Raw genomic sequence first — 23,570 nt, 5'->3', positions numbered from 1 at the left:
CAGGTAGCAGCTACCGCCTGACGGCGAGGAGGAACGGCTTGATCCCGACGCCCAAAATGACGGAAACCGTCGTGACTGGTCCGGGTCACAGGGAGGGCGCATCATGACGTTGATGACTGAGCGACCGACGATAGGCGGCACCGGACCCCGGAACTTCGAGGCGTTGCTGAGCGACCTCGACGACCTCGTCGTGCCTGTCGGCTACAAGGCCGAGATCATCAAGGGGAACATCGTCTTGCCGCCGTGGTCGAGGGGTTACTACCACCGGGTGATGGGGCTGGTGTGCCAGCAGTTGACGCCCGCCCTGCCCGACGGGCACACCATCGGGTCCGCCCCGTTCCTGTACCCCTCCTCCGCCTTGCACCTGGACGTACCAGCCCCCGCTCACCTTGGTCGATCCGCACCGTCGGTTACCCGCACCCTGATCCGCCGGACAGGCCCTAACCCGGCACCACCAGCCCCCAAGCCCCCTCCGCCACCCGCCAAGTCCGCCTCCGCACCGGGCCGGAGGTGTCCGCGTCGGCTCGGTAGTGGAAGTCCTCGCCCGTCACCGTGACCGTGCGGCCGCAGGAGCGGAGAGGGGTGGACTCGGCGCCCAAAGACACCGGGCGGATCTCGACCTCCGCGACGCCCCGCGTGCCCGGGGTGACCGAGACCGACTCCACCGGGCGGTCGAGGTCGATCACCGTGACGCCGTCGATCTCGACCCGGAGCCGGGCCGGGCGGACGGCGAGGGTGCGGACCAGGGTGCGCAGCCAGGGGCGGGCACCCACACCCACCGGCTCGGCGGGGACGGACGCGGGCGGTATGCCCAGCGAGCCGAGCACGACGCCGTCGCTGTCGTCCACCAGCAGGTCCAGCTGCCGGGACACCCCGTCCAGCACCGCCCGCGCGGAGGCGACCGGCCCACCCGGCACCCCCAGGGAGCGGGCCAGCCCCGCCGAGCCGACCGGCACCACGGACAGCGCGCATCCGGCCAGCTCACGGTTCCGGTGCAGCCACCCCACCGCTCGAACAAGTGCTCGATCGTCCCCGACGACCACCAGCCGCCGCGACCCCCTTCTGCCGAGCGCGCGGGCGAATTCCTCCGGCCCGTCCGGCAGGCACACCTTCGCCGCCGCACCCGCGCTGAGCACGTCTTTCGCTATCCGCACGGACTCCCCGTCCGTGTGCCGGGCCATCGGATCGATGATCACAAGGAGCTGATCGGACGTCGCGGAAGTCGCCACCTCGGTCCTGCCTCGCTTCCTCGGGTAGCATCTTTGTGCAAGAGCCCCTTGCGCTATTGCGCCAGGGGCTTCGTCTATTCCGGGGCATCCGGTCCGACGGTCGTGCGGCCAAAGGCGGTCGCGGGTAAGCGGCGTACGCCCACACCCCGACCATGGACATGCCCCGCCCGGAAGGGGTGTACGCGCGTGCCCGCACTTGTGCTGCTCGGTGCTCAGTGGGGTGACGAAGGCAAGGGGAAGGCGACCGACCTGCTCGGTGGCTCGGTGGACTATGTAGTGCGCTATCAGGGCGGCAACAACGCCGGCCACACGGTCGTCGTGGGCGACCAGAAGTACGCGCTCCACCTCCTCCCCTCCGGAATCCTCTCTCCCACCTGTACGCCGGTCATCGGCAACGGTGTCGTCGTCGATCCCTCGGTCCTGCTCTCCGAGCTGAGCGGTCTGGACGAGCGCGGCGTCGACACGTCGAAGCTCCTGCTCAGCGGTAACGCGCACATCATCACGCCGTACCACGTCAGCATGGACAAGGTGGCGGAGCGCTTCCTCGGCAAGCGGAAGATCGGCACCACCGGCCGCGGCATCGGCCCGACCTACGCCGACAAGATCAACCGCGTCGGCATCCGGGTCCAGGACCTCTACGACGAGTCGATCCTCGAGCAGAAGGTGGAGGCCGCGCTCGACGTCAAGAACCAGGTCCTCACCAAGCTGTACAACCGCCGCGCCATCGCCGCCGACCAGGTGGTCGAGGAGCTGCTGGGCTACGCCGAGAAGCTGCGCCCCTACGTCGCCGACACCGTCCTGGTCCTCAACCAGGCCCTGGAGGACGACAAGGTCGTGCTGTTCGAGGGCGGTCAGGGCACCCTGCTCGACATCGACCACGGCACGTACCCCTTCGTCACCTCCTCCAACCCGACCGCCGGAGGCGCCTGCACCGGCGCGGGCGTCGGCCCGACGAAGATCAGCCGTGTCATCGGCATCCTCAAGGCGTACACCACGCGTGTCGGCGCCGGTCCGTTCCCGACCGAGCTGTTCGACGAGGACGGCGAGGCGCTGCGCCGCATCGGTGGCGAGCGCGGTGTCACCACCGGCCGCGACCGTCGCTGCGGCTGGTTCGACGCGGTGATCGCCCGTTACGCCACCCGCGTCAACGGCCTCACCGACTTCTTCCTCACCAAGCTCGACGTGCTCACCGGCTGGGACGAGATCCCCGTCTGTGTCGCCTACGAGATCGACGGCAAGCGCGTCGAGGAACTCCCCTACTCCCAGACCGACTTCCACCACGCGAAGCCGATCTACGAGACCCTGCCGGGCTGGTCCGAGGACATCACCAAGGCGAAGTCCTTCTCCGACCTGCCGAAGAACGCGCAGAACTACGTGAAGGCGCTGGAGGAGATGTCCGGCGCGCCGATCTCCGCGATCGGTGTCGGCCCGGGCCGCGACGAGACGATCGAGATCAACTCGTTCCTCTAGGCCGCACGGTCTGTACGTGGGTACGCCCGCCGGTCCGCCCTATGGGCGCGCTCGGCGGGCGTTCCGCTGTCCGGCGCGGTGGAATCACTTGTATGAGCAGCGACCGGGAAACGTGCGGGGGGCCTTACGGCGAGGTGTCCGAGTGCGGGGACCCCGCGGTGTTCGAGGTCGGGCGGCACAACCGGTCACCGTTGCCGGTCTGCCCGCTCCACCTCGGCCCGTCCCTGTTGGTGGGTACGGGGGTGCTGTGGCCGCCGGAGATCAGCCTTGTCGGGCGTCCGTGAGGAAGGCGGTCCACGCGGTGGGCGTCACGGCGAGGAGGGGGCCGTTGCTCTGCTTGGAGTCGCGGACGTGGATGGTGTCGGGGCAGGAGGCAACTTCGACGCACTGGCCGCCTTGGCTGTCGCTGTACGAGGACTTGCGCCAGGTGTATGCGGTTTCGACGCAATGGCCACCGGTGCTGTCGCTGTAGCTCGACTTGAACCACCGCAGGGTGCTGGTCATGTTCGCTCTTCTCCCGCCAACTTTCGAATGAGGCTCACCGAGTCCTCCGGGCTCAGAGCCTGTGTGCGGATCTTCGCATACCGGTGGCTGAGTTGCGCCACAGTTGCTGGGTCGCTCACCAACTGACTCTGCTCCTGGTTCTCCAGGTACACAACGTGGTGGTGCTCCATCGTCTCCACCAGCACCATGTTTCCCGCTGCCCCGGCGTGACTACCCTTCAACCCCCGGTCATAAGACAGCACTTGAACGCTGACGTTGTCCCTATCGGCGTCCTCGGCGAGTGAGCGCAACTGCTCTCGCTGGATCTCCCAGCTACCGAACGGCCGCCTCAACGCGGACTCGTCGAGGATCAGCTCGATCATGGCGGCCGGGTCGCGATCGAAGAGGGCCCTCCGAGCGATGCGGGCCTCGACCAACTCCTCCAGCTTCGGGTCGGTGAGCTTGGGAAAGCTGCCGCCGATCAGCGCACGTGCGTAGTCCGGCGTCTGGAACAGACCGTCGATCACGTAGGTCTGGTAGGAGGACAGCGTGACAGCCTCCGCCTCCATCAGCGCGAAGTCCTGGAACTGCGCCGGGTACTTGTCCATCAGGATGAACTTGCGGGCCATCTCGAAGATGCCCATGCCATCCCCGAGCACCCGCTCCAGTTCCATCAGCATCTTGTCGCTGGCGGGCTGCGCGCACGTCTCCATCGCGCTGATCGCGGACGCGGTGTAGCCGATGAGGCGGCCCAGTTCTTCCTGGGTCAGCCCCATCTGTTCACGCCGGGCCTTCGCGAAGGCGGCGATCATCCGCGCCGTCCCGCTCGCCGCTGCCTTGTTCGCCGCTCGCGCCATTGCGATCACCCCTGGACTCAACCGAACTCAACCGGTCTTCAACGACTGCCCCCGACTGCCGACCGTTCCGATGAGTCGACGGAGAGTCATGGAAACCGTAGCCTCGCCTGCCGAAACTGATTGCATGAATACGCAAAGTCACGCGGGCATCCAGTGGGTTCCCGCCATGGGTATCCAACTCCGCAAGGCCGGGGTGCAGTTCGACGCGGTCCGGCTGGACGGGGACCGGGGGCGGGAGATCGCGGACCGGATGGCGCGGATGACCGGGGGTGATCCGGGGCCGGTGGTGGAGTCGGGGAGCGGGCGGAGGTGCGTCTACTTCCTCGTCGCGCCGGGGAGTACGGCGCACCACGCCTGGCCCGCCGAGGTCACCCGGCTGACCAGCGGCCCGTACCGCGTCAGCTACATCCCGGTGCCCGCGCTGGACGGGCAGACGTGGCCGCTGGGGTGGCGGTTCCCGCCGACCGCGCCGGACCGGTTCGTGCACACGCTGCTGCTGCGGACGGCGCTGCTCGACGGGGACCAGGGGCCGCCGTGCGAGGGGCTCAACTGAAGACGATCATCGAGCCCTGGGCGAGGGAACGGGTGGCGGCGGCGTGCAGGCCGAGCCAGACATGCCGTTCACGGGCGAAGGGGCTCGGGTCGTAGGGCGCGGGGCCGGCGGGCTCCTCCAGCTCGGTGGGGGCCGAGGGGGGCGCCGGGGCGGCGGGCGGGTTGGCCGGGTCGATACCGATGGCCGGGGCGACCTGCTCCAGCTCGCGCAGCAGGGCGTGCGAGGAGCCCAGGGGCCCTCCACCGGCGAGGAGTTCGTCGCTGGAGAGGGGCTGGGGGAAGTCCAGGGGGACGTAGGCGCCGGCGTGGTCGTAGTGCCAGACCAGGTGGGACTGCTGGGCGGTTGACTCGAACATTTCGAGCAACTGCTCGTAATCGCCGCCCAGTTCCCCCACAGGGGTGACGGGGAGGCCGCAGAGCTGGAGGAGGTGGGCGCGGCGCAGGAAGTGCAGGGCGTCGTAGTCGAATCCGGCCACCGGGGCGACCTCGCCGTTGAGCCCCGGCATGTACTGGTAGACCGGGACCGGGGGGAGCCCGGCGGCGGCCAACGCGTTGTTGTAGACCGCGAGTTCCTCGGCGAACGGGTTGTCCGGCGTATGGCACAGCACATCCACGAGCGGCACCAGCCACAGGTCACAGGCCAAGAAAAACTCCTCGCATCGTCCGGTACGGGGGTGCCCCTCGCACACGGGTGGACCAGGAAGCGTAGTCCGTACGGCGGGGCATAGGAAAGCCCTATGCCCCCTGCTGCTATTAGGTCTTTGCTTCCTCTTCTTTTCCGGACCTACGGTGAAGCGACTCGAAGAGAAGTCCGCCGTGAATTGTCCGAGGAGAGGACCGCAGAAATGGCCACCACCCAGAACGGAACGGGAACACCGGAACTCAAGGGAAAGCGGGCCCTGGTCACCGGGGGTTCCCGGGGCATCGGGGCGGGCATCGTGCACCGGCTCCTGGACGCGGGCGCCGAGGTGCTCACCACCGCGCGCTCGTCGTCCGGCACGGTGCCGGAGGGGGCGAGCTTCGTCGCTGCCGACGTGCGGAGCCGGCGGGGCGCGGAGGACCTCGCGGCGGCGGCTGTGGATGTGCTCGGCGGGCTGGACATCCTGGTCCACAACGCGGGCGGGGCTCAGCCGCACGCGTCCGCCACCGCCATCCCCGACGAGGAGTGGCTGGACGCGCTGAACCTGAACCTCCTGGCCTCGGTGCGGCTGGACTCGCTGCTGGCACCAGCCATGCGGGAGCGGGGTTCCGGGGTGATCGTGCACATCTCCTCGGCCGCCGTGCCCGTCGCCTTCCCGCCGTTCCTGCACTACACGGCGGCGAAGGCGGCGCTGGAGAACTACAGCAGGGGTCTGGCCGCCGAGCTGGCCCCTGCCGGGGTGCGGGTCAACACGGTCACGCCGGGCCGGGTCTCCACGCCGGGCGGCGAGGCCACGCGGGAGCAGTGGGCCCGGCTGGACCCGACGCAGGCCGGGGCCGAGTCCCTCGTACCGCTCGGGCGCGACGGGCTGCCCGACGACATCGCGCGGGCCGTCCTGTTCCTGGCGTCCGACCAGGCGAGCTGGGTGACCGGGAGCAATTTCGTCATCGACGGCGGGGAATTTCGGAGGGGCTGAGTGAAAAAGGTGCTGTGAATTCCGGTCAGGGGGCCGGTGCGGGGGAATTCGGCCCGCCCCAGTTCTCCTGGCGGAGGAATTCCAGCAGGGCCGTCTCCGCCGGGCCCGCCGGGTGCCGGACCACGGCGATGACGGGGTGGGACACGGCGGGGGACACCGGGCGCGCGAGATGCTCGTGGCCCGGGGGGACCGCCGAGGCGGGGACGAGGGTGGCGCCGAGTCCCTGGGCGGCCCAGCGGACGGCGGTCGCGGTCTGGGAGACGCGGGCGACGGTGTCGGGGTCCGGGTCGGTCTCCCGCAGGGCCTCCACGAGGACGCCGTCGAGCGCGCTGTCCCGGTCGAACCGGACCCAGGGCTCGCCTTTGAGGTGGCGCAACTCGATACGGGGGTGGGCGAGTTGCGGACTATTGGCGGGCAGCACCACGATGAACTCCTCCTCCCCGAGGCGGTGGGCGTCGGCGGGTGTCCGGTCGCACTTCGCCATCAGGGCGAGGTCCAGCACGCCCCGGCGGCACAGCCGGTCCAGCTCGGCGGAGCTGGGCTCCTCGGAGAGGGTGACCTCCAGCCGGGGGAAGCGGCGGCGCAGCGCGCCGAGCGCCTCGGGAAGCTGCCGTGTGCCGAAGCCCATCTGCACGGCGACGGTCACCTCCCCGACCAGCTCGGCCGCACCGGCCCGCGCGGTCGCCGTAGCCCGACGCGCCGCTTTCACGGCGGCCTGCGCCTCTCGCAGAAAGGCCCGCCCGACCACGGTGGGCGTCAGCCCGCTCGGAGTCCGCGCGAACAACTCCACCCCGAGATCCCGCTCCAGCCCCCGGATCTGCTGAGACATCGACGGCTGAGCCACTCGCAACCGCTCCGCCGCCGCCGTGACGGACCCCTCCTCGGCAACAGCCAACGCATACTCGAACTGCCGCAGACTCATCGACTCCCGTCCCTCCGTGGGGTCAGCACCCTCGGGGCAACTCCCGCGCGGCTTCCCGGATTCCCCGGTCGGTCCCCGACCTGGCGACCGTGCGGGCGTGAATTCGGTCAGCGCCCGCTGTGACAGACGGTGAGGTACTAGCCTGACCGGCCGGGCAGCTGCTCGACTCGGCCGACCGCACCATGAAGGCGCTGGGCTCGGTGACGATCACCACGGAGACGGTCGCTACCGGGGGCGGCAGGCTCTACTCCGGCCGCAGGACCACCGACCTCAAGAGCAGGTGCGCGTACAAGGCGATCTTTCGCTCGGGGGCCGAGCTGGAGCACGGCCCCCGGCGACGGCCGACACCGCTCGCCCCTGCCTCCCTGAGCGGATCTTGCGCCAACATTGATAGCAGCCTATTCGGGCCGCAACGGCTGACCGCTCGGAGTGCTGGGTTCCCACCCAACATTCGTTGGCCGTCTGCCATTGTTGTGGCAGAACTCCAAAATAGCCGCCTTCACGTCAGCAGACGGAACTACGCTCCTATGCTGGTACCACAGCGGGTACCCAGGGTCGGCAGTTACGCGAGGATCGCATTCTGGGACGACTCTGCCTTTGGTTACCTAGAAGAATTGTTCCGGGTCTTCTGGAATTTCCTCACCCCACCAGATCATTCCCCCAAAGCCTGTTGCCCGATTCAATCCGACAGTGAGCGAATTTTCGGCCTGGTCGGGAAGGAGTGACTCCGAGGGGAGATCGAAAACGTGGAAGGTGGCGGTCGAACCAGGGTCGAACCCGATGGGAACCGACCTCTCTGACTCAAGCTTGCCCAACACCCCCGCAACGACGGCATCGACTTCGCCCAGTCCGGATACGCGGTTCATCGTGCCGTTTACCCAGTACTCGATGACCATTTCACCCTTCAGTACAGGATGGAAGAGGCTCAGTAAACGCCCCATTCCCTTTGGGGGATAGACCCTTCCCAGCTATCTGTGCAAGATTCCGCCCATTCGGGTGCGACGAAAACGGGGCGAGTTCGTGCGTAATCACCATTTTGCTGGCAACGCAAAACAAGACCTAGGCCGGGAAGGCCAACTTCACCATTCAGGCCGACGCGCAGGCCGTTCAGGCCCTGAGGCGTATCCTTGAGGGATTCTGCGGTCTTTTCAATCCACGGATTGAGCTCCGAAGGAAGCCGGCTCACTAGACGTGTTCCATCGTACGAGACCTGAGGTCCGCAGAAGGGGTCGATAGCGACTGCGGCCAGCTTTTCAGTTTCCAGAGAATAATAGGTGTCAATACCCAGAGAAGAAAAAGGAGCCCACTGCGACTTAGGTCCCCATCCGCTAATCGGCTTCCCTAGAGCTTCAGCCACCTCATGGACACTCTGGCCGAACCGCAATGGGCCTACGCTTTCAAGCGGGCACCAGCTCCACTGCGGCCGATTCGATTCCGCCGGGATTTCTTGTTCCCACCACATAAACAGTCTAACCTCAAGTGTAGTACCGGTGTTGTTACGCTCCTTCCGTTTGTGTATAAAGTTCGCCCGTGAAGTGTCCCTTCGTCCATTGGATCAGCCTCGGTCTAAATCCACTTCCTTCGCGGAAATAGTCTTCGACTGTCAAGCGAACGACCAATAGCGGCAGTGCGCTGACTCTGTCGAAAAAACTAGGGCACGAGGGATCGGAGAGGACCCGTGGATCTGTTTTCGGAGGATTCTCGTTCAATGAAACCCAGGCGTTTCTCGCGACGTCAGTGCCGGAGGATTCTGCTACTCGATCGATCATCTCGCCGTCGCAGTACCAGAGGATACCTCCGTATCCCGTGCAGTGGTCGATTCCGATTGAGAGTACGTTATCTGGAGCCGATATAATATTGCGGGCGACCCTGTCGGCCGATGTGTTCTGCACGATTTGGAAGTCGACGTTCGCAAGGGATTCGGAGTGCGAGCCTTTGGAAAAGATCGAGTCGAGATATTGGCGCATCTCACGTTCGGTCTCCAGGTATATCGGCTCGTCTCCGAGTACTTTGAGCGCCACTATCGCTACCTTCTTCCGTGCAAGACCTTACTAACCTCCCGACAGGATACGCGGGATAGCTTCCGGCCGGAATCTCGGTTCAGTAAGGCAGTACTCTTCGATTGCTAACCTTAGGGAAGCGAGCGGCAATACGGTTCTCGGGTCCGCAAAGGCCGTGGCATCGTGGGTCTCCAGAGAGACAGCTTCTTTCTGGTGGGCCACGCCGAGTTTCGGAGTGGCCCCTGCTGCTTCCGTCGGTCCCGGCCAGCCGGTAGTGCCTGTGGGCCCAGACCGCGTTCACGGTGGGGCACCTTCTGCACGGAACTTACGGAGAGGTACCGCGCTCACGCCGGAAGTGGGCCTAGCCGTCCGCGAGTTGTTCGACCATCTCCAACGCGTGGGCGTTGGCCGCGGCAACGATGTCGCGGGCGGCCTCGGGGTCGTGGTTCGACAGGGCGTCGACCAGGTCTATGTGGCCGGCCCACAGGCGGCCGCGTACCTCGGGGAGGCGGCGGAGGTGCTGGACCGCGCAGACCCAGGAGCGGACGCGGAGGCGGTGCAGGAACTCGGCGAGGTAGGGGTTGCCGAACAGCACGCTCAGCTCGCGCCAGAAGCGGAGGTCGTAGCCGATGAGCACGGTGAGGTCGCCCGCCGAGTTCGCCCGCTGGGCCTCCTCGCCCCGGCGCCGCACGGTCGCCAGCGCGGCGGCGGTGTTCGGGTCGTCGGGGTGCGCGAAGGCGGAGTGCCCCTGGCTGAGCACGTGGAACATGCCCTCGGTGACCAGTGAACGGGCCTCGATCATGCCCCGGTAGTCGGCGAGGGAGTACTCCGGCACCCGGAAACCCCGGTGGTGGTCGGCCTCCAGCAGGGCCTGCGCCGACAGGTCGACCAGGGCCTCCCGTACGGGCGTCGCGGACACCCCGTACTGGTCCGCGATCTCCTTCACGGTGAACGCCCGCCCCGGCAGCAGCCGCCCGGCCAGCACCTCGTCACGCAGCGCGTCGGCGATCTGCTGCCGCAAGGTACTGCGCGTCACAGCGCCGTAGCCGGGCATCGTCCCGGGTTCTCCTCACACCAATGGGGCCGGTCTCGTACGTACGTGCCTATTTCCACTACCCCTTACGAGCACGTCACCTTACGCGTTCAACCCTGCCGGGCATCAGCCCCGGTGCCCTTTATGTGTGGGGGGATGGTGTGTGAGTTGCTTTAGGCGAGGCCGTCGATCATCAGGCCCACCGTGAAGTCGAACCGGTCGTGACCCGTGCCCGAGGTCAGCTCGGCCGCGTGGCGGGTCGTGTGCGGGAAGGAGGCGGCGGGGAGGGCCGTGATCCGGCGTACCAGTTCGTCGCGGTCGGCGGGCCAGACGGCGTCGCCCTGTTCGGCCCTGCGGTGCGCCACGGAGAGTTCCAGGCAGTAGGCGGCCACGTACAGCAGCAGCGCGTCGATGGCCCAGGCGGCGCGCTGGGGGGCGATGCCGGCCGTGAGCAGGAGCGCGAGCATGCCCTCGCTGACGCGGAGGGCCTCCAGGTCGGTGGGGGCCATGGCGAGCGCGGCGCGGGAGATGCCGGGGTACTTCAGGTACTGGTCGCGCAGCTCCTCGCAGACGCCCCTGATCTGCTCCCGCCAGGCCGCCGGGTCGGGCTCGGGGAGGGCGAGCCTCGCGCACAGGCGGCCGATGAGCAGCTCGTCCAGGTCGGCCTTGTTGACCACGTGGGCGTAGAGCGAGGCGGGGCCGGTGTCCAGGGCGGCGGACAGGCGGCGCATGGTCAGGGCGTCGTAGCCCTCCGTGGCGATGATGCCGAGCGCGGTGTCGACCACCTGCTCCACGGTGATCGGGTCCTTGCGGCGGCGGGGCCTGGCCTCTTCGGGGGACGGCGGCTGGTGGCGTGCCGTGCGGCGCTCTCTCGCGTTCACGGGATCACTATAACTTGACACGAACGATGTTCGTACATAGAACACTGTTCGTGAACGCGGATATGGATGTGGACGTGGATGTGACCGTGGTCGGCGCCGGCCCGGTGGGGCTTGCTCTCGCCGCCGAGCTGGCGCTCGCCGGGATCTCGGTACAGGTACTCGAACGGCGGGACTCGCCCGACCCGGCGATGAAGGCGCAGTCGATCAACGTGCCGACGGCCGAGGCGCTGGACCGGCGGGGGCTGCTGCCCGCCGTCGAGCAGATCCAGCGGGAGACGCTGGGATCTTCCGGCGGCTTCCGCTTCACCGGGCACTTCGCGGGGATGCCCCTCGATCCCGGCCTGGTGGACTGGGCGGACCCCGAGCTGGCCGCCCACACCGCTGTGGACGGGGCGCGGATGGTGCCCCAGCCGCGGCTGGAGGCGCTGCTCGCCGGGCACGCCGAACGGCTCGGGGTTCTGGTGCGGCGCGGTGTGGAGGTGACCGCGCTGGAGGACACCGGTGAAGGTGTCCTCGTCGGCACCAGCTCCGGCCCGCTGCGCACCGGTTGGCTCGTCGGCTGCGACGGCGGCCACAGCGCCGTACGCCGCCTCGCGGGCATCGCCTTCCCCGGCACCGCCCCCGAGATCACCGGCTACCAGGCGGTCGTCGACATCGCCGACCCGGAGAAACTGGCCGACGGCTGGTCGTGGTCGCCCCACGGCGTCTACCGCTACGGCCCCCAGCCCGGCCGCGTCGCCACCGTCGAGTTCGACGGCGGACCGGCCGACCGCGCGGCCCCGGTCACCCTCGCGGACGTCCGGGCGAGCCTTCGCCGGGTCTCGGGCACCGACGTCACGTTGACGGGGTTGCGCGCCACCCCGACCCGCTGGACGGACAACACCCGCCAGGCGTCGACGTACCGCGCGGGCCGCGTCCTGCTGGCGGGCGACGCGGCCCACGTCCACCCTCCCTTCGGCGGCCAGGGCCTGAACCTGGGAGTGGGGGACGCGGTGAACCTGGGCTGGAAGCTGGCGGCGGTGATCTCCGGCCGGTCCCCGGACGCCCTGCTCGACACCTACGACGCCGAACGCCGTCCGGTGGGCGCGTGGGTCCTGGACTGGACACGGGCCCAGATCGGCATCCTGCGGGGCGACCCCAAGTCGGGGGCGCTGCGGGGGGTGTTGGCGGACCTGCTGGCCACGCGGGACGGCACGACGTACGCGGTGAAGCAGATCGCGGGCGTGACGCAACGGGTGCCCTTGCCGGGCACCCACCCGTGGACGGGCCGCTACGTCCCCGACGTGGTTCTGAGCAACGGCACCCGCCTGGCCGACCACGCCCACGAGGGCGGCTTCCTCCTCCTGGACCGCACGCCGGAGGGCTCGTTCGCCAACCTGGCGAAGGGCCGGGCGCGGGTGGTCCGGGACGACAGCGCGGGGGTCTCGGGGGTGCTGGTCCGGCCGGACGGGGTGGTGGCGTGGGCCTCCGACACCACCGACCCCGTCGGCCTGGAACCAGCCCTCCGCCAGTGGGCTGGGGAAGGGTTCTGACCTGGTCAGCCAGACGTGGTGTATTCGTCCGCCGTGGCCAGCGCGGCGTCCAGCGCTGCCAAGCCCTCCTTCAGTTCGGGCTCGGTGATGTTGCAGGGCGGGACCACGTGGGTGCGGTTCATGTTCACGAAGGGCCAGATGCCGTTCTTCTTCGCGGTGGCGGCGAACGCGGCCATGGGGGCGTTGGCCTCACCGGCGGCGTTGTAGGGGACCAGGGGTTCGCGGGTCTCGCGGTTCTTGACCAGCTCCAGGGCCCAGAACATGCCCGTACCGCGTACCTCGCCCACGCTGGGGTGGCGCTCGGCGAGGGTGGCCAGGGCGGGGCCGAGGACCGTCTCGCCGAGGCGCTTCGCGTTCTCCACGATGCCCTCGCGGGCCATGACGTTGATCGTGGCGACCGCCGCCGCGCAGGCCAGCGGGTGCCCGGAGTACGTCAGGCCGCCGGGGTACGGGCGCTTCGCGAAGGTCTCCGCGATGGCCCCGGAGATGGCGACACCCCCTAGGGGGACGTACCCCGAGTTCACGCCCTTGGCGAAGGTCATCAGATCCGGGACGACCCCCGACAGGTCCGCCGCGAACCACTCGCCGGTCCGGCCGAACCCGGCCATCACCTCGTCCAGGACGAACACGATGCCATGGCGGTCGCAGATCTCGCGGACCCCGGCGAGGTAACCCGGCGGGGGCACCATGATCCCGGCCGTACCGGGGATCGTCTCCAGGATGACCGCCGCGATCGTGCCGGGCCCCTCGAAGCGAATCGTCGTCTCCAGGTGCTCCAGCGCCCGCGCGCACTCCTGCTCCTCCGTCTCCGCGTAGAAGCGGGAGCGGTACAGGAAGGGCGCCCAGAAGTGGACCACGCCCGCGCTGCCGTTGTCCGACGGCCAGCGGCGCGGGTCGCCGGTGAGGTTCACCGCCTGCTGGGTGCCGCCGTGGTACGACCGGTACGCCGACAGCACCTTGGGCCGGCCGGTGTGCAGCCGCGCCATCCGCGTCGCGTGCTCCACCGCGTCCGCGCCCGCGTTGGTGAAGAAGATCTTGTCCAGGTCGCCCGGCGTACGCTCCGCGATCAGCCGCGCCGCCTCCGACCGGGCCTCCACCGCGAACGCCGGCGCGAACGTCGTCATCCGCCCCGCCTGCTCCTGGATCGCGGCGACGACCTCCGGGTGCTGGTAGCCGATGTTCGTGAACACCAGCCCGCTGGTGAAGTCCAGATACCGCTTGCCGTCGTAGTCCCAGAAGTACGAGCCCTCCGCGCCCGCGACGGCCAGCGGGTCGATCAGGTCCTGCGCGGACCAGGAGTGGAACACGTGCGCCCGGTCGGCGGCCTTCACGGCGGCGCCGGTCTCGGGGTCGGGGGTGGGGGTCTGCTCCGGGTTCGGCTGAGGCGTCATGCGGGTGAGGGTAGGGGGTGCGGGCGGGCCGGCGACATCGGCGGTCTGTTGCGGGCGGGGGCGGGATGCGCGACAGGTTGTCGTGAGTGGGGACGTGTTTCGCGGGATGTCAGGCGGGGTGCAGCCCTGTCCCGTATGCCCGCACTATCCTCGGGCCGTTGGCGCGCTTCGGGGGAAGGCGGTTGTGGGATGCGGGAGTTGGGGCCGGGGGAGGACTGGGACTGGGTGTTCGGCGCGGGCGCGGGTGCGGGCACTCGGCCTCCGGCCGGGTCCGCGCTTCCACCCGTGCAACCCTCGGCGGATGCGGATGCGGATGCGGATGCGGATGCGGATGCGGGTGGTGCCGGCGGGGGGCGGGAGCATGCGGCTGTGGGGGACGGGCGGGGGTGGGCGGTCGCTGCCCATGGGCATCCGCAGCCGGTCGGGGCCGAGGCGGAGGGGGGTGCGCGGGACCGGCGGTCGACGTGGTTGCTCGTCGTGGTCGCGCTGGTCGTCGCCCTGGGGGCCGGGGGGACCCTGTACACGTTGCTACGGGGTGGCGGGGTGTCGGACACGGCGACCGTTGCGCCCGGCTCCACTGGAGGGGACGTTCCGGAGCGCTACCTCGGCAGGTGGGAAGCCCGTGTCGACGGGGCAGGCACGCACCGGCTCACCCTGGCCCAGGGGCGGGTCGGCGAGCGCGTACTCACCTTGGTCGCGGACGGGGCCGTCCAGCACTGCGTGTTCGCCGCGTCCCTGGCCCGGAAACCGGGCGCCGAGGGCAAGTTGCGGCTCACCGCCGCCACGGTGACCTCCGGAGCCCCCCTCTCCTCCTGCGCCCCCGACATCCCCACCACCCTCACCCTCCTCCCGGACGGCCGCCTGAAGCGAACGGGGCCGGCCGGTGCGGAAGCCGTGACATACAGCCGCGTCAGCCCGGTCGGAAGCAGGACTGAATGACGCCGTACTCCGTCCGCGTCTCCCGACAGGTGAAGCGGCGCCCGGGAAGATCCGACGGCTCGACCCCCACACCGAGACCGACCGCTACGTCCCACCGGGCGACACCAATCCCGTACGTCGCCCCCCGGCGGAGCCGCTAGCGGGGGTCCGGAGGGCGTTGGCGGGGCATGTTGGGGCGGGTGCCGGGGGGTGGGGACAAGTAGCGGGAGACGGGGGTGGGGTCCGGGCGGGCGGGTTGGAGGGGCGGGGGTGAGGACACCGGGGGGTGGCCCTTGCGGAACTCCTGCATCCAGTCCGTCGTCTCCGTACGGACCAGCTCCGTCACGTCCTCCGAGAAGCGGCGCAGGATGGCCAGGCACCGTTCCGCCGCCTCTCCCGAGGTGCCCTCCGCAGGACCCAGCACCTCACGCGCGCTCTCCGACGCCCAGTCGAACTGGAGTGCCTGCAGACGCCGTTGGACCGCCTGCGCCGTGCCCAGGTCCCGCATCCAGCCAGAGGTCAGCCCGAAGCAACGGTCCACGCCGGCGCACGCCGCCCCCAGCAGCAGCGCCAGGTAGCCCCAGGGCGCGCACCCCGACACCGCGCCGGTCGCGTCCAGCAGGGGGAGCGCCGCCCCGACCACCACCCCCGCCGCCGTACCGCCCCGCAGGCCCCGTGCCGCCCGGCGGCGCCACACCCGGTCCGCGAGATACCAGTCCGCCGTACGCAGCGCCCCCCGCTCCACCCACCGGTACAACTCGTCCAGCCGCTCCGCGGGCTCCCCCCAGTCCCCGAGCGGCAACGCCCGCCCCACCAGATCACCGGGCAGCGGCCCGGACGCGTTCCGCCCGGTGCGCCGGGACGCGTCCTCACCCGGCTCGTCCGGCCCGGACGCACCCGTACCCGTGCCCGGGTCTCCCGGGTCTCCCGGTCGAGGTCCGCTCACGTCGAGATCACAGGGCCGCGCCCCGTCAGACCCCTGGTCTCTGGGAAGAGGAGTGCCCGAGGCTCCGTCGCGGCCCTCCTGCGGCGGACGGTCGGGTTGCTGCTCCGGCTGACCCACCCGGCACTCCCTACTGAACATGAACACCGATCGCGCGGCCGTCACACCCCGTGGCGGCGCGAAGTGTCCTTCCTACCGCTCAACGGGTGGCGGGGGGCCACGATCGCGGGGTGGTACGCCCGGAAGAGGGGTTTGATCAGGTAGGGGGCCGGAGGCGATCTCACCCGAAAGAGTGGCAGGGCGAGGGCCGCCCGGACCACGTAGGCTCGTGCCGAGCAGAGAAGTGGTGCGAGAGAGACAGGAGAACCCCGTGATTCCCGGTGGCGGCCAGCCCGACATGCAGCAGTTGCTCCAGCAGGCCCAGAAGATGCAGCAGGACCTTCAGCGGGCCCAGGAGGAGCTGGCGAACACGGAGGTCGACGGCCAGGCGGGCGGCGGCCTGGTCCGGGCGACCGTGACCGGCTCCGGCGAGCTGCGCGGGCTGAAGATCGACCCGAAGGCCGTGGACCCGGAGGACACCGAGACCCTCGCGGACCTCGTCGTCGCGGCCGTGCAGGCGGCGAACGAGAACGCGCAGGCTCTCCAGCAGCAGAAGCTCGGCCCGCTGGCCGAGGGACTCGGCGGCGGCGGCATCCCCGGTCTGCCTTTCTGACGCCGGGGCAACTACCGTACGTACCGCAAGGTCTTGAAGGAAAGGCAGTCCGTTGTACGAAGGCGTGGTCCAGGACCTCATCGACGAGCTGGGGCGGCTCCCCGGCGTCGGTCCCAAGAGCGCGCAGCGGATCGCCTTCCACGTCCTCCAGGCCGAGCCGACGGACGTCAAACGGCTCGCGCAGGCCCTCCTGGAGGTCAAGGCCAAGGTCCGCTTCTGCGCGGCCTGCGGCAACGTGGCGCAGGAAGAGCTGTGCAACATCTGCCGCGACCCGCGCCGCGACCCCTCGGTCATCTGCGCGGTCGAGGAGCCCAAGGACGTCGTGGCCATCGAGCGCACCCGTGAGTTCCGGGGCCGTTACCACGTCCTGGGCGGCGCCATCAGCCCCATCGAGGGCGTCGGCCCGGACGATCTGCGGATCAGGGAACTCCTGGCCCGCCTCGCCGACGGCGCCGTCACGGAGCTGATCCTCGCCACCGACCCCAATCTCGAAGGCGAGGCCACGGCGACGTACCTCGCCCGCATGATCAAGCCCATGGGTCTGAAGGTCACCCGCCTGGCCAGCGGCCTCCCGGTAGGCGGGGACCTGGAATACGCGGACGAGGTCACCCTCGGCCGCGCCTTCGAGGGGAGACGACTCCTAGATGTCTGACGCCACGCTGCACGCCACGTCACGGAACCCGGACGACTTCGCGGTCCAGATCGCCGACCAGGTGGAGAGCTTCCTGGTCGCCGTGACCGAGGTCGCCAAGGGTGACGAGCCCGGTTCCACCGTGCCCTTCCTGCTGCTGGAGGTCTCCCAGCTGCTGCTGGCCGGCGGCCGCCTCGGCGCGCACGAGGACTTCGTCCCCGACGAGCGCTACGAGCCCGACCCCGGCCCCGAGGTCGACGCGGACGGTCTGCGCGAGAACCTGGCCCGCCTGCTGGACCCGGTCGACGTCTACTCCGAGGTCTTCGACCCCTACGCGCCCCGCACCGCGCCGGTCGCCGCCCGGATCTCCGACGACCTCGCGGACGTCATCACCGACCTGCGCCACGGCATGGTCCACTACCGCGCGGGCCGCACCGCCGAGGCCATGTGGTGGTGGCAGTTCTCCTACTTCTCCAACTGGGGTCCCACCGCCTCCGCCGTACTGCGCGCCCTCCAGTCCGTCCTGATCCACGTCCGCCTCAACCAGCCCCTGGAGGAGCTGGACGGCCTCGACACCGACCAGGACCTGGGCGACGAGGCGCTGGAGGTGGAGGCGGGCCGCGTCATGGCCGAGGAGATCGGCACCCCGCTCGGCATCCGCCAGGTGCACTGACCCAGCTCGTACGCGCTGTGACGCGGGGCACTTTCCGCGTGGCGGACGTACCGCTGGGCAGGTTCGGGACCGGGCGGACGACGTCTCACCATGCGGGAGCGCGATGGTGGATTTCGGACGCTCGATAGACTGAGCCGACACAAACGAACCGAGCGAGGAGCGCACGTGGGCCTTGTCGTGCAGAAGTACGGAGGCTCCTCCGTAGCCGATGCCGAGGGCATCAAGCGCGTCGCCAAGCGGATCGTGGAAGCCAAGAAGAACGGCAACCAGGTGGTTGTCGTGGTCTCCGCGATGGGCGACACGACGGACGAGCTGATCGATCTCGCCGAGCAGGTGTCTCCGATGCCTGCCGGACGTGAATTCGACATGCTGCTGACCGCCGGAGAGCGTATCTCCATGGCCCTGCTGGCGATGGCGATCAAAAAGCTGGGCCACGAGGCCCAGTCGTTCACGGGCAGCCAGGCAGGTGTCATCACCGACTCGGTCCACAACAAAGCCCGCATCATCGACGTCACGCCCGGCCGCATCCGTACCGCGCTGGACGAGGGCAACATCGCCATCGTCGCCGGTTTCCAGGGTGTGAGCCAGGACAAGAAGGACATCACCACGCTGGGCCGCGGCGGCTCCGACACCACCGCCGTCGCACTGGCCGCCGCGCTCGACGCCGAGGTCTGTGAGATCTACACCGACGTGGACGGCGTGTTCACCGCCGACCCGCGCGTGGTGAAGAAGGCCCGGAAGATCGACTGGATCTCCTTCGAGGACATGCTGGAGCTGGCCGCGTCCGGCTCCAAGGTGCTGCTCCACCGCTGCGTGGAGTACGCCCGCCGGTACAACATCCCGATCCACGTCCGCTCCTCCTTCAGCGGGCTGCGCGGCACGTGGGTCAGCAGCGAGCCGATCGAGCAAGGGGAACAGCAGGTGGAGCAGGCCATCATCTCCGGTGTCGCGCACGACACCTCCGAGGCCAAGATCACCGTCGTCGGCGTGCCGGACAAGCCGGGCGAGGCCGCGGCCATCTTCCGGACCATCGCCGACGCGCAGATCAACCTCGACATGGTCGTGCAGAACGTGTCGGCGGCCTCCACGGGCCTGACCGACATCTCCTTCACCCTGCCGAAGACCGAGGGCCGCAAGGCCATCGACGCGCTGGAGCGCAACCGCCCCGGCATCGGCTTCGACTCCCTGCGCTACGACGACCAGATCGGCAAGATCTCCCTGGTCGGCGCCGGGATGAAGACCAACCCCGGGGTCACGGCCGCCTTCTTCGAGGCGCTCAGCGACGCGGGCGTGAACATCGAGCTGATCTCGACCTCCGAGATCCGCATCTCGGTCGTCACCCGCGCCGACGAGGTCCCCGAGGCCGTCCGCGCCGTGCACACCGCCTTCGGGCTCGACTCCGACACCGACGAGGCCGTCGTCTACGGGGGCACGGGCCGCTGATGGCACGCACCGGTCGCCCGACACTGGCGGTCGTGGGGGCGACCGGAGCCGTAGGAGCGGTGATGCTCCAGATCCTGTCCCAACGGGCGGACATCTGGGGCGAGATCCGCCTGATCGCCTCCCCGCGCTCGGCCGGCCGCAAGCTGGCCGTGCGCGGCGAGGAGGTCGAGGTCGCCGCCCTCACCGAGGACGCCTTCGACGGCGTCGACGTCGCGATGTTCGACGTGCCCGACGAGGTCGCCGCCCAGTGGGCACCCGTCGCCGCCGCGCGCGGCGCGGTCGTCGTCGACAACTCCGGGGCCTTCCGCATGGACCCCGAAGTCCCGCTCGTCGTCCCCGAGATCAACCCGCACGCGGTGCGGATGCGGCCGCGCGGGATCGTCGCCAACCCCAACTGCACGACCCTGTCGATGATCGTCGCGCTCGGCGCGCTGCACGCCGAGTTCGGGCTGCGCGAGCTGGTCGTCTCCTCGTACCAGGCGGTCAGCGGGGCCGGGCGGGCCGGGATCGAGACACTGCGCGCCCAGCTGTCCCTGGTCGCGGGCACCGAGCTGGGCAGCGCGCCCGGTGACGTACGCCGCGCGGTCGGCGAGCTGACCGGGCCGTTCCCGGAGCCCGTCGCGCTCAACGTGGTGCCGTGGGCCGGGTCGTTGCGCGAGGACGGCTGGTCCTCGGAGGAGATGAAGGTCCGCGACGAGACCCGCAAGATCCTCGGCCTGCCCGCCCTGCCGGTCGCCGTGACCTGCGTACGGGTCCCGGTCGTCACCACCCACTCCCTCACCGTCCACGCCCGCTTCCAGGGCGAGGTCACCGTGGACGGCGCCCGCGAGATCCTCGCCACCGCCCCCGGAGTCGTCCTCTGTGACGACCCGGCCGCCGGGGAGTACCCCACCCCGGCCGATGTAGTGGGCACCGATCCCACCTGGGTGGGCCGGGTCCGCCGGGCGCTGGACGACCCGACCGCGCTCGAACTCTTCGTCTGCGGCGACAACCTGCGCAAGGGCGCCGCGCTCAACACCGCCCAGATCGCCGAGCTGGTGGCCGCCGAAATGGTGTGAGAATCCTATGGGGTTCATGGGATTCTCCTGGGGAATGTGGCCGGAACCATGGTCCAAACCACTTGTAACCGGCCCTGACCACGACAGAGGATTTCCCTCCCGGCCTTCCGCAACCGCGCGAGTACGGGGAGCGTCTTTGCCCTCACCCTGATGCGGCGGGACGTGGATTCCGGGCGCGGGGCGTCGCGGTGGGGCGTGGTGACGCCCTTTCAACTAGGCGTAGGGGAAGAGCGGGGCGCATGGCGGCACTTGAGGAACTGTCGGTCGTCATGACTTTGACGCCCGGCACGTACAACCCTGCGGGGGGTACGTGTGTCCAACTGACGTGGCAGAGGTACTCGAACTCGCACCGGCTCTCTTCGAGCCGGGCGTATCCCCAGCAGTCCGTGGCGCGGCGGCGCTCCGGCCGCCCCGTGCGGCACTCCGTCCGCGTGTGCCCGGCGGCATGCCGGTGATCGCGCCGATGCCCGCCGCGCGTTCCACCCGCATACCCGGCCAGCGTGACGGCGCCGACGACACCGCGGGTGACGCGGCAGCCGGCACGACCGTCGACCATCTCACCGAGACCTACCGGGCGCACTACCGCTCGCTGCTCGGTCTCGCCGCGCTGCTCCTGGACGACACCGCTTCCTGCGAGGATGTCGTGCAGGAGGCGTTCATCCGCGTTCACTCGGCGCGCAAACGCGTCCGGGACAAGGACAAGACCCTGGCCTACCTGCGCCAGACGGTCGTCAACCTCTCCCGGTCCGCGCTGCGCCGCCGCATCATCGGCCTGAAGCTGCTCTCCAAGCCGATGCCGGACATGGCGAGCGCGGAGGAGGGGGCGTACGACCTGCTGGAGCGGGACTCCCTCATCAAGGCGATGAAGGGGCTCCAGCGCCGCCAGCGCGAGGTGCTGGTGCTGCGTTACTTCGCGGACATGACGGAGGCCCAGGTCGCCGAGACGCTCGGCCTCTCGCTCGGCTCGGTGAAGGCGTACGGCTCACGGGGCATCGCCGCGCTGCGCGTGTCCATGGGGGCCAAGAAGTGAGCGAGCACGCCGAGTCAGCCACGGGGGCCGACCGACACGACAAGCCGACGCACGCTGGGAACGAAACTGTGAACGACGGCCCCCACAGGCAGGACTCCGCCCGTCTCGACGAGGAGCGGGGCGAACGGAACGAAGCCGGCGAGGCCGCGGCCGCCGAGGAGCCGCGTGGGAGTGCCCCGGCTCCGGACGCCGAGGCCGCGCCGGCAGAGCCGGATGCTCCGGACGAGACCCGCAAGCTCGATCTCGACGGGTTCGAACGGCTGTTGGCGCTGAGCGGCGGACCGTCCGGCGGTGAGCGTGCCGGCCGGGGTATCGAGGCCGACGGACTGGACGACGGGCTCGGTGCGGACGAGCAGGCGCTGCGGCGGCTGCTGCACTCCGCCGTCGAGGACGTGGAGCCCCGTACCGGCTCGCTGGAGCATCTGCGGCGGGCCGTTCCCGCGCGGCGGGCCCGTAAGCGGCACGCGGCTGTCGGGATGGCGGCGGCCGCCCTGCTGCTCGGCACGGCGATCCCCGCCCTGGTCCACGTCTCCAACGCGGGCGGCACCGACCCCAACACCGCGATGGCCGGCCAGTCCGAGCTGACGCAGGGCACCGAGGGCAAGGGCAGGACGTCCGACGGCGCCACCGGCGACACCCGCGGCACCACGGGCGACACACCGGGTTCCGGCAAGGACAGCGACGAGAAGCACGAGCCCGGCAAGAAGGGCGGCGGCGAGTCGGGGTCCGCCGGTGCGGCCGACCCCTCGGCGAGCCTCGCCTCCGGCGCCGCCGACTGCACCCCGGCCCAGCTGGGTGTCACGGGCAGCGCGGGCGGTCCCGACGCGGGCGGCGTGGTCTACGGCAGCTTCCGGGTCGCCAACGTCTCCGGCACCCCCTGCACGGTCTCCGGCACGGGTCAGGTCGGCGCGGCGGCTCTCGGCGCGGCCGACCAGGCCAAGCTGAGCGTCGCCGCCCATGTGTCCGGCGACTCGGCGAGCGGGCTGCCCGACCCGTCGCTGACGGTGTCCGCGCTGGTGCTCCAGCCGGGCGGCGCGTACGCGGAGAAGTTCGCCTTCGTGCCCTCCGAGACGTGTCCGGTCCCGGGCGGCGGCACCACCACCACCGGCGGCTCGGCCACCGGGGGCCCCTCGCCCGACCCGTCGCCCAGCCAGGACGCGGGCACGACCGGCACCACGGACACCGGCGGCACGGTCGGCGCGGCCCCGCAGCTGCTCACGGCCGACGGTCCGGCGGACGGCAGCGTGCAGGTCACGTACAGCGCGGCAGCCGGCGGCCCGGCGGCTTCGGCCCTCGTGTCGGGCGCCTGCGCGGGGACGGTGTACTACTCCGGGATGCAGTCCGAGGGGTAGCGGTTCAGACGGTGCTGGGGGTGCTGGCGTCCTTCGGGACGTCGGCACCGTCCGTCACGAGTCCCAGCTCGGCGTCGCGCGCGGCCTCGGCCTCGCGGCGCAGCAGCCGGAACCACATGAAGACCACGAACCCGGCGAAGACGAACCACTCGCCGGTGTAGCCGAGGTTCTGGAACGCCTTCAGGTCCAGGCCGGTCCCGGCGGGCGCGGTCGCGGGCACCGCCTTCATCCCGGCGTCGCCCCGGTCGAGCGTGACCCAGGCCGCGTACAGCCGGTCCGGCACCAGGTTCACCAGGGTGGCCGGGCTGATCGCGCCCGTCTGCCCGGCGGGCAGGCCGCCGGTGGCGGGGACGCCGTTGCTGCCCGGTGCCTCGGGGGCCTGGAGGGCGCCGGTGACGGTGACCTTCCCGGCCGGTGGCGCGGGCGCCTTCGCCGCGTCGGCCGTACCGGGCAGCCAGCCCCGGACCACGGGGAGGGACTCGCCGGTGGAGGTACGCAGCAGGGTCACGACGTAGAAGCCGGTCTTCCCGTCCAGCTCACGGCCGGGCACGAGCAGCTGCCTGCCGTACTCGCCGCCGACGACGACCCGGCGGCCCGAGGTGGCCTTGTCGACGGGCAGCATCCGCGCGAGCGGCACCGCCTCCTCATGGCGGGAGGCCGCCGCCTGTTCGGTGGCGGTGCGATGGTCCTGCACCCGCCCCTCGAACCGGCTGAGCTGCCACGACCCCATGAACACGCAGAACGGGATGGCGAGCAGCACGAAGACGTTGATGCCCCACCAGCGGGGTGTCAGCAGAAACCGGTACACACCCCAAAGGTACGGCGCCCCCCAGGACACCCCTTA

The 23,570-nt window shown here is 70.1% G+C and carries 25 protein-coding genes; 12 read left to right on the top strand and 13 right to left on the bottom strand.

Annotated elements, in window-relative coordinates; translation table 11 throughout:
- Positions 1-440 precede the first annotated feature (440 nt).
- On the bottom strand, positions 441-1,229 hold the full coding sequence (locus ACIGA3_RS16935) for a diacylglycerol kinase family protein (protein ID WP_399715862.1): 789 nt from the start codon (positions 1,227-1,229) through the stop codon (positions 441-443).
- Between the two features lie 186 nt (positions 1,230-1,415).
- On the opposite strand from ACIGA3_RS16935, the gene ACIGA3_RS16930 reads away from it, so the two are divergent.
- Positions 1,416-2,699 carry an adenylosuccinate synthase gene (locus ACIGA3_RS16930; RefSeq protein WP_399715859.1) on the top strand — a complete coding sequence of 428 codons (1,284 nt, stop codon included), beginning with the start codon at positions 1,416-1,418 and terminating at the stop codon, positions 2,697-2,699.
- A gap of 261 nt (positions 2,700-2,960) precedes the next feature.
- Here the strand turns inward: ACIGA3_RS16930 and ACIGA3_RS16925 are convergent, their stop codons facing one another.
- Together ACIGA3_RS16925 and ACIGA3_RS16920 are read right to left on the bottom strand one after the other, a co-directional pair.
- Positions 2,961-3,203, bottom strand: a complete 243-nt coding sequence (locus tag ACIGA3_RS16925) for a DUF397 domain-containing protein (RefSeq protein ID WP_399715857.1) — start codon at positions 3,201-3,203, stop codon at positions 2,961-2,963.
- On the bottom strand, positions 3,200-4,039 hold the full coding sequence (locus tag ACIGA3_RS16920) for a Scr1 family TA system antitoxin-like transcriptional regulator (RefSeq protein ID WP_399716661.1): 840 nt from the start codon (positions 4,037-4,039) through the stop codon (positions 3,200-3,202). The genes ACIGA3_RS16925 and ACIGA3_RS16920 overlap by 4 nt, the downstream gene beginning before the upstream one ends.
- A gap of 124 nt (positions 4,040-4,163) precedes the next feature.
- On the opposite strand from ACIGA3_RS16920, the gene ACIGA3_RS16915 reads away from it, so the two are divergent.
- Complete coding sequence (locus ACIGA3_RS16915) at positions 4,164-4,592, top strand: hypothetical protein (protein WP_399715854.1); 429 nt, start codon at positions 4,164-4,166, stop codon at positions 4,590-4,592.
- On the opposite strand, the gene ACIGA3_RS16910 is transcribed toward ACIGA3_RS16915, so the two are convergent.
- Positions 4,585-5,235: a hypothetical protein gene (locus ACIGA3_RS16910; protein WP_399715851.1), complete on the bottom strand. Its 651-nt coding sequence runs from the start codon at positions 5,233-5,235 to the stop codon at positions 4,585-4,587. The genes ACIGA3_RS16915 and ACIGA3_RS16910 overlap by 8 nt on opposite strands.
- A 201-nt stretch (positions 5,236-5,436) precedes the next feature.
- Between ACIGA3_RS16910 and ACIGA3_RS16905 the strand changes: the two genes are divergently transcribed.
- Positions 5,437-6,207, top strand: coding sequence for an oxidoreductase (locus tag ACIGA3_RS16905; protein WP_399715849.1), 771 nt, complete (start codon positions 5,437-5,439; stop codon positions 6,205-6,207).
- Positions 6,208-6,232: 25 nt separating this feature from the next.
- Here ACIGA3_RS16905 and ACIGA3_RS16900 read toward each other — a convergent pair whose 3' ends face one another.
- The 6 genes from ACIGA3_RS16900 to ACIGA3_RS16875 all read right to left on the bottom strand — a co-directional run bounded on the left by ACIGA3_RS16900 (position 6,233) and on the right by ACIGA3_RS16875 (position 11,043).
- Positions 6,233-7,129: a LysR family transcriptional regulator gene (locus ACIGA3_RS16900; protein WP_399715847.1), complete on the bottom strand. Its 897-nt coding sequence runs from the start codon at positions 7,127-7,129 to the stop codon at positions 6,233-6,235.
- Between the two features lie 398 nt (positions 7,130-7,527).
- A complete protein-coding gene (locus ACIGA3_RS16895; RefSeq protein ID WP_399716659.1) occupies positions 7,528-7,671 on the bottom strand; it encodes an Imm1 family immunity protein in 144 nt (47 codons plus the stop codon).
- 63 nt (positions 7,672-7,734) lie between these two features.
- Positions 7,735-8,025, bottom strand: coding sequence for a hypothetical protein (locus ACIGA3_RS16890; protein ID WP_399715844.1), 291 nt, complete (start codon positions 8,023-8,025; stop codon positions 7,735-7,737).
- A 600-nt stretch (positions 8,026-8,625) separates the two neighbouring features.
- Positions 8,626-9,150: an Imm1 family immunity protein gene (locus ACIGA3_RS16885; protein WP_399715841.1), complete on the bottom strand. Its 525-nt coding sequence runs from the start codon at positions 9,148-9,150 to the stop codon at positions 8,626-8,628.
- A gap of 340 nt (positions 9,151-9,490) precedes the next feature.
- Positions 9,491-10,183 (bottom strand): GntR family transcriptional regulator, encoded by a 693-nt coding sequence (locus ACIGA3_RS16880; protein ID WP_399715838.1) that lies wholly within the window; start codon positions 10,181-10,183, stop codon positions 9,491-9,493.
- A gap of 152 nt (positions 10,184-10,335) precedes the next feature.
- Entirely contained in the window at positions 10,336-11,043 is a 708-nt protein-coding gene (locus tag ACIGA3_RS16875) for a TetR/AcrR family transcriptional regulator (RefSeq protein WP_399715835.1), read from the bottom strand.
- Positions 11,044-11,105: 62 nt separating this feature from the next.
- Here ACIGA3_RS16875 and ACIGA3_RS16870 point away from each other — a divergent pair, with 62 nt between their 5' ends.
- The gene (locus ACIGA3_RS16870; RefSeq protein ID WP_399716656.1) at positions 11,106-12,575 is read left to right on the top strand and encodes an FAD-dependent monooxygenase; all 1,470 of its coding nucleotides are present in this window, start codon (positions 11,106-11,108) and stop codon (positions 12,573-12,575) included.
- 5 nt (positions 12,576-12,580) lie between these two features.
- On the opposite strand, the gene ACIGA3_RS16865 is transcribed toward ACIGA3_RS16870, so the two are convergent.
- A complete protein-coding gene (locus tag ACIGA3_RS16865) occupies positions 12,581-13,966 on the bottom strand; it encodes an aspartate aminotransferase family protein (protein WP_399715832.1) in 1,386 nt (461 codons plus the stop codon).
- 543 nt (positions 13,967-14,509) lie between these two features.
- Between ACIGA3_RS16865 and ACIGA3_RS16860 the strand changes: the two genes are divergently transcribed.
- Complete coding sequence (locus ACIGA3_RS16860; protein ID WP_399715829.1) at positions 14,510-14,905, top strand: hypothetical protein; 396 nt, start codon at positions 14,510-14,512, stop codon at positions 14,903-14,905.
- Between the two features lie 136 nt (positions 14,906-15,041).
- On the opposite strand, the gene ACIGA3_RS16855 is transcribed toward ACIGA3_RS16860, so the two are convergent.
- Positions 15,042-15,947: an SLATT domain-containing protein gene (locus ACIGA3_RS16855; protein ID WP_399715826.1), complete on the bottom strand. Its 906-nt coding sequence runs from the start codon at positions 15,945-15,947 to the stop codon at positions 15,042-15,044.
- Positions 15,948-16,197: 250 nt separating this feature from the next.
- Between ACIGA3_RS16855 and ACIGA3_RS16850 the strand changes: the two genes are divergently transcribed.
- The 7 genes from ACIGA3_RS16850 (at position 16,198) to ACIGA3_RS16820 (ending at position 22,726) form a co-directional block, all read left to right on the top strand.
- A complete protein-coding gene (locus ACIGA3_RS16850; RefSeq protein ID WP_399715823.1) occupies positions 16,198-16,539 on the top strand; it encodes a YbaB/EbfC family nucleoid-associated protein in 342 nt (113 codons plus the stop codon).
- A gap of 52 nt (positions 16,540-16,591) precedes the next feature.
- The gene (gene recR / locus ACIGA3_RS16845) at positions 16,592-17,191 is read left to right on the top strand and encodes a recombination mediator RecR (RefSeq protein WP_399715820.1); all 600 of its coding nucleotides are present in this window, start codon (positions 16,592-16,594) and stop codon (positions 17,189-17,191) included.
- Positions 17,184-17,843 carry a DUF5063 domain-containing protein gene (locus ACIGA3_RS16840; protein ID WP_399715817.1) on the top strand — a complete coding sequence of 220 codons (660 nt, stop codon included), beginning with the start codon at positions 17,184-17,186 and terminating at the stop codon, positions 17,841-17,843. The genes recR and ACIGA3_RS16840 overlap by 8 nt, the downstream gene beginning before the upstream one ends.
- Before the next feature lie 165 nt (positions 17,844-18,008).
- Positions 18,009-19,286, top strand: a complete 1,278-nt coding sequence (locus ACIGA3_RS16835) for an aspartate kinase (RefSeq protein ID WP_399715814.1) — start codon at positions 18,009-18,011, stop codon at positions 19,284-19,286.
- A complete protein-coding gene (locus ACIGA3_RS16830; RefSeq protein WP_399715811.1) occupies positions 19,286-20,344 on the top strand; it encodes an aspartate-semialdehyde dehydrogenase in 1,059 nt (352 codons plus the stop codon). The genes ACIGA3_RS16835 and ACIGA3_RS16830 overlap by 1 nt, the downstream gene beginning before the upstream one ends.
- Positions 20,345-20,669: 325 nt before the next feature.
- Complete coding sequence (locus tag ACIGA3_RS16825) at positions 20,670-21,374, top strand: SigE family RNA polymerase sigma factor (RefSeq protein WP_399715808.1); 705 nt, start codon at positions 20,670-20,672, stop codon at positions 21,372-21,374.
- Positions 21,375-21,442: 68 nt separating this feature from the next.
- Positions 21,443-22,726, top strand: a complete 1,284-nt coding sequence (locus tag ACIGA3_RS16820) for a hypothetical protein (RefSeq protein ID WP_399715805.1) — start codon at positions 21,443-21,445, stop codon at positions 22,724-22,726.
- Positions 22,727-22,730: 4 nt separating this feature from the next.
- On the opposite strand, the gene ACIGA3_RS16815 is transcribed toward ACIGA3_RS16820, so the two are convergent.
- On the bottom strand, positions 22,731-23,534 hold the full coding sequence (locus tag ACIGA3_RS16815; protein ID WP_399715803.1) for an SURF1 family protein: 804 nt from the start codon (positions 23,532-23,534) through the stop codon (positions 22,731-22,733).
- Between the last annotated feature and the right edge of the window lie 36 nt (positions 23,535-23,570).

It is taken from the genome of Streptomyces sp. NPDC085596 (assembly GCF_044541565.1).
Lineage (GTDB): Bacteria > Actinomycetota > Actinomycetes > Streptomycetales > Streptomycetaceae > Streptomyces.
This window is presented reverse-complemented; position numbering and strand designations above follow the sequence as displayed.